Source organism: Neorhizobium sp. P12A, assembly GCF_008365395.1.
Taxonomy (GTDB): domain Bacteria; phylum Pseudomonadota; class Alphaproteobacteria; order Rhizobiales; family Rhizobiaceae; genus Rhizobium.
The window spans coordinates 131,406-141,782 of the sequence record NZ_QOVX01000014.1 but is presented as its reverse complement, the minus strand read 5'-3'; the positions used below and the strand labels follow the sequence as shown (position 1 = coordinate 141,782).

Below are 10,377 nucleotides of genomic sequence, written 5' to 3'. Positions count from 1 at the left end.
GGTGGGAAAGACGACGACGTTGTCGCGGCAGCGCGCCAGTGTGCCATAGGTCTTCCAACTGAGGTTCGCGCCGGGTAGCACTTCGCCGGACTGCAGCGGAAGATCGCCGAGCTCGAAACGGCCCGTTTTAGTCGCAATGGTCATGGGCTTTTCTCCTGGAATCTGCGTGCGTTGCCTTCGAGCGCCGCTCGACGCGCCCGAAACCTAAATCCGGGGTGGGTTTTGTCAACGTCATTATCGCATAGAGGCAGGCCCAGCCTGCGCGGTAAAGTGGCAGCAAATCTGGTGGCGATGGCAGGTCAATTGGACAGCTTCGGCCAATATTCCTTGTTTCGTATGGCAGTAAGAACTGTTCTTGAACTTGGCTCGAAACGAATCAGCTCGGATATCATTGACTTTTGCGAACCCATCAAGAACGTCTTTGGCAGACCGCCCCAAAATCTGAAAGGATCGCAATTCTAGGCGATCACCTGGGGCTCATCCGAACCAGGCAGCCGGCACCGCAGACGATGCTGGCAGGTTATTTTTCCATCTCGACGCGTTCTTTAATATGTACGCAAAAAGGCAGCGGCACGGGCACAAATTGATGCTTTTCGCACGGATCATCCTTGCCGTATCCATGTCTTGAACAGACCGAGAGGGACAAGGCCATGGCGACGCCATTTTACTGGAACGAGTTGAATACCCACGATTTCACTATCCTCTCGCCCGATACCACCATCGCCATCCTGCCGATCGCTTCGACCGAACAGCACGGGCCGCATCTGCCGATCGCGACCGATGTGACCATTGCCAACGGCATGTTGTCGGAGCTGAAACGGCAGCGCCCGGACGATCTCGACATTCTCGTCCTGCCGACCCAGGAAATCGGCAAAGCAAATGAGCATGTCTATGGTCCGGGCACGCTTTCGCTGAGTGCCGAATTGCTGATCCGGGTCTGGACGGCAATCGGCGAGAAGGTGGCCGAGGCGGGCGTCCGGAAGATGGTGATCGTCAATTCACATGGCGGCAATGTCGACATCATGAGCATCGTCGCCCGCGAACTGCGCGTACGCTACCAGATGGCCGTCGTCGGCACGCAATGGAGCCGCTTCGGCACGCCGGATGGGTTGATCAGCTCGCACGAGAGCCAATATGGCATCCATGGCGGCGAAGTGGAGACATCCCTGATGCTGGCTTTTCGTCCCGAGCTGGTGCGGATGGAGAAAGCGCAGAATTTCGCCTCGAAAGCGGAGTGGATGAAACAGCAATCGCGCTTCCTGCAGCCTCTGCCGCCGCACTCACTCGCCTGGATCGCCCACGATCTCAATCCGAACGGCGTGGTTGGCGATGCCTCGGCCGGCACGGCGGAAAAGGGCGGGCTGATTTGCCGCCATCAGGTCGCCGGCTTCGTAGAGCTTCTGCAGGATCTGAAGCGCTATCCGCTCTCCAATCTCTACGTCAAATAGCCCTCGACACGAGGCCGCTCGGCGGCCGGCTGGATGTGCCCCTTGGCTTCGAGTTCCTGGACAAGGCCGAGTAATTCAGCGAGCAGATACTCCACGAAGAGGCTGGTAGCTGCATCAAGCGGCGCGCGGGCACGGGCAAAGAGCTTCATCGGCTGATGGCGTGCATGCGGCTCCGCGATCGGTCGGAAGACAAGTTCGCCGCGGCGGCATTCGGTAATGACGTCGAGCGGGTTGAGTAGCGTCAGCCCGGTACCGCATTTGACGAGCTGCTTCAGCATCTCCGAAGCATTGGTCTCAAGCACAGGCTCGACGGGAACCGGCAACCGCGAGAAGGCGAGGTTGATGACCTCACGAAGGCTGGTGCCGGGCTGGGCGAGAACCAGCTTCTCCTCGACGACATCGGCGAGATTGATCGGTCCCGGCCTGATCAGGGGATGGCCAGGCGGCAGCACGACGCCGATCGGAATGTCGAAGGTGCCAAGCGTGCGAATGCCCGGCGTCGCCGGAATGTTAAAGCCCAAGCCGATATCGACTTCGCCCGAGAGCACGGGCGCCACCGTCGTCGAGCCTGCATCGTTGCGCAGCTGGATGAAGACGCGCGGATGTTCCGACAGAAACCGTGCGATGATTTCAGGCAAGGGGCCTGAGGCAAGGCCAACCGTCGTGACGATGCGCACCTTGCCGGCCTGCTGCATCTTCAGGCTACGGATACGGCCTTCCAGCCGCTCGTAATTTTTCAGCACCTCGCGGATGTGCTCTATGCAGAGTTCGCCGGCGGCCGTCAGCCTCAAGCCACGTGGCAGGCGCTCGAAAAGCGGTGCGCCCATCTCTTCTTCCAGCGCCAGGATCTGCCGGTTGATCGCCGAGGAGGCGACGTTGAGGCGGGATGCCGCCTTGCGGATCGAGCCCGAGCGCGCGATCTCGTTGATGTACAAAAGCCTGCGTGAGTGCAGCATGCCGTTCCCCGTTGCTCAAATCTTAGCCGGGCCGCACAAAATAGGCACAGGCCGGGCGCGAGATGCCAAAAAGGCATCACTGCGCACGAATTTTGCTGCTTTTCAAAGCGCAAGGCAACCGCTCAAATGCGGCCAAAGGGGTGTCGATGGCGGCATCCGAGAGCGCCAGAGGGAACGGCCTGCCATGTTCGATGCATTGAAGTTCAAAGCATTTCTTGCCGCAGCCGGGATGATAGCGGCCACCGCCGCTGCCCAGCCGGCCGCTGCGCTCGACAAGGTGACCTACGGCACGAACTGGCTGGCAGAGGCCGAACATGGCGGCTTTTACCAGGCTGTCGCCGATGGCACCTACAAGAAATACGGCCTCGACGTGACCATCGTGCAGGGTGGGCCGAACGCGGCCAACAGCGCGCTCCTGGTGTCCGGCAAGATCGACTTCTATATGGGCGGCCCGCAGGAAGAGCTTGCCGCCGTCGAGCAGGGCATCCCGGTCGTCGATGTCGCGGCGATCTTCCAGAAGAACCCGCAGGTGCTGATCGCCCATCCTGATGCCGGCGTCGACAAATTCGAGGATCTCGCCAAGGTGCCTACGATCTTCCTGAGCAAGGATGGCTATGTCGACTTCTTCCAATGGATGAAGGCGAACTATTCCGGCTTCAAGGACGAGCAGTACAAGCCGTACAACTTCTCCTCCGCGCCCTTCATCGCCGACAAGAATTCCGCCCAGCAGGGCTATCTGACCTCGGAGCCCTACGAGATCCAGAAGCAAACCGGCTGGGAGCCAAAGGTCTTCCTGCTCGCCGACAACGGCTATCTCGCCTATTCGACGATGATCACCGCCCAGGTCTCGACCGTCGCCAACAAGCCCGATCTCGTGCAGCGCTTCGTCAACGCCTCGATCGAGGGCTGGTACAACTATCTCTACGGCGACAACAAAGCGGCCAACGATCTGATCAAGAAGGACAATCCTGACATGACCGACGGCCAGATCGCCTATTCCATCGCCAAGATGAAGGAATACGGCATCGCCGATTCCGGCGACGCGCTCTCCAAAGGCATCGGCTGCATAACGGACGACCATTACAAGAAGTTCTTTGAGCAGATGGTGCAGATCAAGGTCTTCCAGCCTGATACCGATTACAAGAAGGCCTTTGACACGCAGTTTGTCTGCAAGGGTGTGGGGATGACCTTGAAGAAGTAAGGAGATCTCCTTCGCCTAGCTGGGGAGACGGCAAAAGCTGCACCCATCTGCTCCATTGGCGCCTGGTGCGACAGGCGAAGCGGGAGCGACATCTTCCCCGCTTCCCTCGGGGAAGGGGGCTAGGGCGAGGGGCGGCATTAGCAGCGGCCGGGACGACCGCTCCTTAAACAGCAACCGAAAAGATGCTTGATGATCTCAACCCAACCCACTGTGTCCCCAACCCCGGTCGACCTTCGCAGACGCCCCCTCGTCGTCATGGAGCAGGTGTCGAAGATGTTTTCCAGCGGCACGCTGGCATTGTCGGGAATGTCGCTGACGGTTGAGAACGGCGAATTCATCAGCCTGCTCGGCCCATCGGGCTGCGGCAAGTCGACGGCGTTGCGCATCATCGCCGGGCTTGGTGATACCTCTAGCGGGCGCATCGACTGGCCAAGCTCACGCATCAATGCCCGTGGCCTGCCGGAAGGCGATATCAGCTTCGTCTTCCAGGAGCCGACGCTTTTGCCCTGGAAGACCGTCTTCGACAATGTCTACCTGCCACTGCGCCTGCGTCGCATCTCCAAAAGCGCGGCAAAGCCGGCAATCATGGAAGCGCTTGCGACCGTCGGCCTGCGGGATTTCGCCAACGCCTATCCCCGCGAGCTTTCTGGCGGTATGAAAATGCGCGTGTCGATCGCGCGAGCGCTCGTGACCAAGCCGAAACTACTTTTGATGGACGAGCCCTTCGCTGCCCTCGATGAGATCACCCGGCAGAAGCTCAATGACGACGTACTGAAGCTCTGGAAGGAAACGGGCATCACCGTGATTTTCGTCACCCATTCCGTATTCGAATCCGCCTACCTCTCCAACCGTATCGTCGTCATGAAGGCACGTCCCGGGCGGGTGCACGCAGATTTCCCGCTGGTGACCAGCCACAAACGCGACAGCCATTATCGTACCTCCGAGGAATATCGGCAGGCCTGCGAGAAGGTTTCCAATTCGCTGATCGAAGCCATGGGTGGGGAGGAGCATTGATGAGCGTGGGTAACGCCTCGGTCCTTCCCAAGGCACGTAGCCGAAATGCCGAGACGGCATTGCGCATCGCCGTCCCGATCCTGGTCATCGCCGTCCTGATTCTGATCTGGTATCTCGCTGTGATCATTTCGGGCGTACCGCCCTATATTCTGCCGGGACCAGCGGCGGTCGCCACATCGCTGTTCAAGGATTGGGGCATTCTGGCACCCGCGCTCTGGGTCACCACCAAGATCACCTTCATGGCGCTGATGCTGGCGCTGGTCGGTGGCGTGGGGTTTGCGATCTTCCTCGTCCAGTCGCGCTGGATTGAAATCGCCTTCTATCCGATCGCGGTCATCCTGCAGGTAACACCGATCGTCGCCATCTCGCCGCTGATTCTGATCTACGCGCCGTCGACGCAGGTCGCTCTATTGGTCTGCGCCTTCCTCGTCGCCTTCTTCCCGATCCTGTCGAACATGGTGCAGGGCATGAAGAGCGTCGATCACAATCTGCTCAACCTCTTCGAACTCTACGGTGCGTCACGCTGGCAGACCCTGCTTTATCTCAAGTTGCCGGCCGCCCAGCCCTATTTCATGACTGGTCTTAGGATTGGCGGCGGCCTGGCGTTGATCGCGGCTGTCGTCGCAGAGTTTGCGGCGGGCTCGGCGGGCGCCGGCTCAGGTCTCGCCTTTCGCCTGCTCGAGGCGCAGTACCGGCTGAACATACCGCGCCTGTTTGCCGCCCTGCTTCTGCTCTCGCTGCTCGGCGTCGCCATCTTTGCGCTCACCTCCTTCATCTCGTGGCTCAGCCTGCATCGCTGGCACGAGAGCAGCCTCAAGCGGGAAAACTGATGACCTATCCCTTCATGTCCCCGCCGAACGCTGCGCGATTTGTGCTCAGCAACGCCACCATTCCGGCCATCACCCTCAGCGGCTACGCAGCACCGACAAAGGAGGGCCTGTTAAAAGCGGATATCGTCATTGCCGACGGACTGATCCGCGATATCCTGCCGCCAGGATCGGCACCGGTCGAGTTGGCGCGAGCAGACATGAAAGACGGCATGGTCTGGCCGACCTTTGTGGATATGCATACTCATCTCGACAAGGGTCATATCTGGGAGCGCCATGCCAACCCCGACGGCAGTTTTCCAGGCGCGCTGGAGGCTGTCAAAGCCGACCGCGAGACGAACTGGTCGGCGGCGGATGTTCGCGCCCGTATGGAATTCTCACTGCGATCGGCCTATGCCCATGGCGCCAGCCTGATCCGCACCCACCTCGACTCGTTGGCGCCCCAACACCGCATTTCGTTCGAAGTATTCAAGGAGGTTCGCGAGGACTGGAAGGATCGCGTCGCGCTGCAGGCGGCCTGCCTCTTCCCGCTCGACGCCATGGCCGACGAAGCCTATTTCGCGGATCTGGTCTCCGTCGTCCGTAATGCCGGCGGACTGCTGGGCGGACTGACGCAGAAAACGCCCGCCCTCGACGGCCAGCTTGATCAGCTGATGCGCGCCGCGTCCGACAACGGGCTGGACATCGATCTGCATGTCGACGAAACAGCCGACCGGGAGGTGCTGACGCTGAAGTCGATCGCCGAAGCGGTTCTGCGCAACCGCTTCGAGGGCAGGGTGACGGTTGGCCATTGCTGCTCGCTCGCCCAGCAGGAGCCGGAGGTCGCGATGGAGACCATCGAGCTCGTCGCCAAGGCCGGGCTTTCGATCGTGTCGCTGCCCATGTGCAACATGTATCTGCAGGATCGGCATCCTGGCCGCACGCCTCGCTGGCGGGGCGTGACGCTGTTCCACGAGCTTGCCGCCGCCGGCGTACCGACTGCCGTCTCGTCCGACAACACGCGCGATCCCTTTTACGCCTATGGCGACCTCGACCCGGTCGAAGTCTTCCGCGAGGCGGTACGCATCCTGCATCTCGATCATCCGATCGACACTGCCGCACGCGTCATCACCACCACACCAGCTTCGATACTTGGCCGGACGGACATCGGCCGCATTGCCGCCGGCCGCCCGGCAGATCTCGTGCTCTTCAGCGCGCGGCGCTGGAGTGAATTCCTCTCCCGGCCGCAGTCCGACCGCATCGTCTTGCGCAAGGGTAAAGTCATCGATCGGAGCCTGCCGGACTATCGCGAACTCGACAGCATCTTTGGAGGCACAAATGCCTGATTATCAGCAGATCAAGAAGGAACTCGACGGTATCGCGGTTGAGGACAATCCGGCGCTGGTGCGCCAGAAGAGCCGCGATTTCTATTGGTATTCCCCTGTATTGAAGCGCCAGCTCGACAATGTCACCGCCGATCTCGTCGTCACCCCGAAGACTCTGGAGGAGGTGATAGAGACGCTGAAGGTTGCCTATGCTCACGACGTGCCCGTCACGCCGCGCGGCGCCGGAACCGGCAACTACGGTCAGGCCATGCCGCTTTCCGGTGGCATCGTGCTCAACCTTGCAGCCATGAACAAGGTGAAGGAAATCCATCCCGGCCGCGTCATCTGCGAACCCGGCATCGTCATTGCCGAACTCGACAAGCAGACCAAGGCGCATTCCGGTCAGGAGCTGCGCTTCCACCCCTCGACGGCGCAGACGGCGACGATCGGCGGTTTCATCGCCGGCGGCTCGGGCGGCGTCGGTTCGATCACCTGGGGCGGGCTCCGCGACCTCGGCAACATCCTGCGCCTGCGCGTCGTCACCATGGAGGCAGAGCCGCGCGTGCTCGACCTCACCGGCTGGGATCTGACCAAGGTCAGCCATGCCTATGGCACCAACGGCATCATCGTCGAGGTCGAGATGCCGCTCGCACCGGCCTATGACTGGGTGGACGTGCTCGTCGGCTATGACGACTTCATGGATGCCGTGCGTTTCTCCGACGGGCTCGCCAAGTGCAACGGCATTCTCGTCAAGGAGATCGCGCCCATCGCAGCACCCATCCCCTACGACTATTTTACCCGCCACAAACCCTATATCCGCGAGGGACAGTCGATCGTCGCGCTGATGATCGCGCCACATTCCATGGAGCCGTTCCTGGCCTTCACCCGGCAGCAGAAAGGCGAGATCACCTTCCGTTCAGACAAGGTCGAGAGCATGAAGGGAATCCCGCACGCTTATGAGCTCGCCTGGAACCATACAACCCTGCGTGCGCTGAAGATCGACCCTGGCGTCACCTATCTGCAGGTTCAATATCCCGGTCCTGACCATGTGGCAAAGGTCGCAAAGATGGTGGAAATCTTTGGTGATGAGGTGCCTGGCCATCTCGAGTTCATCAAATTCGACGGTCAGATCCAATGCTCGGGCCTGCCGCTCGTACGCTATACGACCGAGGAGCGGCTTGAGGAAATCATCAAGATCCATCAGGACAATGGCTGCGCGATTTTCAATCCGCACCGCTATACGCTGGAAGAAGGCGGCATGAAGCAGACGGACAAGGTCCAGCTCGCTTTCAAGAAGGAGACCGACCCCAAGGGCTTGCTCAATCCGGGCAAGATGATCGCCTGGGACAATCCGAATTTCGACTTCAGCGCCGGCAGGAACTATCTTTTCCCGGGCCTTGCTGCACTCATGGAGGCTTCATGAGGGTTCTGGTTCTCCACTCGCATCCGGTCGAGGAAAGCTACGGAGCCGCGTTGCACAGGCAGACGATTGAAAGCCTTAGACAGGCTGGTCATGAAGTGGATGTCTGTAATCTCTACGCGGAGGGCTTCGATCCTGTCCTTTCGCGCCACGATCGGCTGATCTACCACGACTACCCGGACAATACCGAACTGGTGAAGCCCCATGTGGAGCGACTGCAGAGAGCCGAGGCACTCGTCATCTGCACGCCGGTCTGGAATTTCGGCTTTCCGGCCATCCTGAAAGGTTATTTCGATCGCGTTTGGCTACCGGGGGTCACGTTCGAGTTGGTAAACGGTAAGGTGAAGTCGAAGCTGCAGCATATTCGCAAGGTCGCCGCGGTACTGACCTACGGCGCCGATCCCTTCCGCGCCTTTGTCGCCGGCAATCCACCGAAGAAGATCGTCAAGCGCGTTATTCGCGCTCAGATCAAGCCGTTCGCGCCCGTGACTTTTCTCGCCCACTACGACATGAACCGTTCGACCGAAGAGACACGCAAGCGCTTTCTCGCCCGGGTCAAAAGCCAGATGGAACGCTTCTGACCCGCGACTTGATAGCTCAGAACACCTTGGCTGCGGTGACTTCCACCTCGACAAGAAACTCCGCGCGCGTGAAACCGCCGACGACGATGAGTGTCGAAACCGGCTTCGGATCGAGCGTGTAACGATCCCTGACGGCCATATAGGCCGGGAAATCCTCGCGGCGGGTGACAAAGCCGAAAATCCGGATGACGTCGGCGAAGCTCATGTCGGCTTCGGCGAGAATCGCCTTGATTGCCTCGAAACAAAGTTCCGCCTGAGCCGTCACATCCGCCGGCACCGCATCCTCGAGATCGATGCCGAGCTGGCCCGACGTTACCAGCAAGCTGGCGCCGGGTGGCACGAGGAGGCCATGATTGTAATTGCCGAACGGACGGCGAACTGAGGGCGGATTGAAGGTCTGTTTCATCGGGCGATCTCGTTACGCATGAAGTTCTCGGAATGGCACGCTGTTGATCTTGGCCCGGATGCGGCAATTGCGATCGCTGTGCCAGGCTCTGGCATTAGAATTGAGAACATTGGATGCGAAAGCGGCCAGCGAACAAGAGGGAGGAGGCGATACATTTCAAACTGGTGAATCCCGTCTTTATTTGACCCTTCTTTCTGCCTGACGGTGACCCTGTTCCGCAGAAACAAGCTTATGAACTATTTAGTCATTTCGAATCAATCGTGGGTCATCGCGAAACGGCAATTGGGATGGATCCAGTATGGAATTCAACTCTATCGCTACGGGCGATGATTGCCCGGATGCAATTGGCAACCGGGCGCATCAAGATCTCTTGATTGCATCTGCCTCACATCGGCGGAATTACACCGTCTATGCCGACCAGAACCCTATCGGTTTCGACCATGTTGTCGCCGGTCGTCGTGCCGTTGATGATGACGCCCGCACCCGTCTTGATGTCGTCCTTGGTCGCGTTGCCGAGGGTGACGACCGGCGTTCCCGGTGGGATCGAAATCTTCTTCTCGCCGCCCTTGTAGGTGAGCGTCAGGGTCGGGCCGTTGACCGACGTGACCGCGCTCGCAACCGTCGCATTGGTCATCGAGCTTTTCGGCTTCAAATCCCAGCCGTAATCGCCCTCGCCGGTGCCCTTCATTGCGGCCGGGAAGATGAGAACTTCAAGCGCACCATTGACACCGGAATCGGTGGGCACGGACGCAATACCGACGAAGTCGCCGGGCTTGATATCCGTGACGGAGGCTTTGACGATGCCGTTGACGGCCCATCCGGACTTCAACGCAATCGTCACGTCCTTGCCTTCGCGCGACTTGACCATCAGTGTATCGCCGCTGAGACTTTCGACGATACCGCGGACACGAGCCTTGTCGGCGGCATGCGCGGACACCGTGGCCAGAGCGCTGAGCGCCAGGGCGACTCCTGCGGTTTTCAGGTTTGATAGCGACATTCTTTTCTCCATCTTTCATTCTCCTGATGCATAGTTCCCAACTGGCCAAGGGCACAGCGTGTGTGGGGATCGCACTGGAAGGCAGGTCCTTGGGATAGGCGCCTCATCGGCGCCACCGGTCGACCTGCAATCCGTTACATCATTCGGCACCGGCCTGTATCCGTTACAGAGGTCACGCGGATGTGATCGGGAGATGGGGAAAAAAATCTCGCCCTGTATGTAA

The 10,377-nt window shown here is 59.8% G+C and carries 10 protein-coding genes; 7 read left to right on the top strand and 3 right to left on the bottom strand.

Annotation, left to right across the window (positions count from 1 at the left end; translation table 11 throughout):
* Window positions 1-650: 650 nt before the first annotated feature.
* A complete protein-coding gene (locus tag DTW90_RS27720; protein WP_149342544.1) occupies window positions 651-1,448 on the top strand; it encodes a creatininase family protein in 798 nt (265 codons plus the stop codon).
* Here DTW90_RS27720 and DTW90_RS27715 read toward each other — a convergent pair.
* A complete protein-coding gene (locus DTW90_RS27715) occupies window positions 1,436-2,404 on the bottom strand; it encodes a LysR substrate-binding domain-containing protein (protein ID WP_149342542.1) in 969 nt (322 codons plus the stop codon). The two genes, DTW90_RS27720 and DTW90_RS27715, sit on opposite strands and share 13 nt — an antisense overlap.
* Before the next feature lie 184 nt (window positions 2,405-2,588).
* Between DTW90_RS27715 and DTW90_RS27710 the strand changes: the two genes are divergently transcribed.
* The 6 genes from DTW90_RS27710 (at window position 2,589) to DTW90_RS27685 (ending at window position 8,751) form a co-directional block, all read left to right on the top strand.
* Window positions 2,589-3,605, top strand: coding sequence for an ABC transporter substrate-binding protein (locus DTW90_RS27710; protein WP_132527857.1), 1,017 nt, complete (start codon window positions 2,589-2,591; stop codon window positions 3,603-3,605).
* A 189-nt stretch (window positions 3,606-3,794) separates the two neighbouring features.
* Window positions 3,795-4,619, top strand: coding sequence for an ABC transporter ATP-binding protein (locus DTW90_RS27705; RefSeq protein WP_149342540.1), 825 nt, complete (start codon window positions 3,795-3,797; stop codon window positions 4,617-4,619).
* Entirely contained in the window at window positions 4,619-5,449 is an 831-nt protein-coding gene (locus DTW90_RS27700) for an ABC transporter permease (RefSeq protein WP_132527859.1), read from the top strand. The genes DTW90_RS27705 and DTW90_RS27700 overlap by 1 nt, the downstream gene beginning before the upstream one ends.
* Window positions 5,449-6,771, top strand: coding sequence for a cytosine deaminase (locus tag DTW90_RS27695; RefSeq protein WP_149342539.1), 1,323 nt, complete (start codon window positions 5,449-5,451; stop codon window positions 6,769-6,771). The genes DTW90_RS27700 and DTW90_RS27695 overlap by 1 nt, the downstream gene beginning before the upstream one ends.
* Window positions 6,764-8,173: an FAD-binding oxidoreductase gene (locus DTW90_RS27690; RefSeq protein WP_132527861.1), complete on the top strand. Its 1,410-nt coding sequence runs from the start codon at window positions 6,764-6,766 to the stop codon at window positions 8,171-8,173. Before DTW90_RS27695 ends, DTW90_RS27690 begins: the two co-directional genes overlap by 8 nt.
* Window positions 8,170-8,751: an NAD(P)H-dependent oxidoreductase gene (locus DTW90_RS27685; RefSeq protein WP_149342537.1), complete on the top strand. Its 582-nt coding sequence runs from the start codon at window positions 8,170-8,172 to the stop codon at window positions 8,749-8,751. The genes DTW90_RS27690 and DTW90_RS27685 overlap by 4 nt, the downstream gene beginning before the upstream one ends.
* Window positions 8,752-8,767: 16 nt before the next feature.
* Here the strand turns inward: DTW90_RS27685 and DTW90_RS27680 are convergent, their stop codons facing one another.
* Both DTW90_RS27680 and DTW90_RS27675 read right to left on the bottom strand, forming a co-directional pair.
* A complete protein-coding gene (locus DTW90_RS27680) occupies window positions 8,768-9,157 on the bottom strand; it encodes a RidA family protein (protein WP_149342536.1) in 390 nt (129 codons plus the stop codon).
* A gap of 385 nt (window positions 9,158-9,542) precedes the next feature.
* Complete coding sequence (locus DTW90_RS27675; protein WP_149342534.1) at window positions 9,543-10,154, bottom strand: hypothetical protein; 612 nt, start codon at window positions 10,152-10,154, stop codon at window positions 9,543-9,545.
* Window positions 10,155-10,377 lie beyond the last annotated feature (223 nt).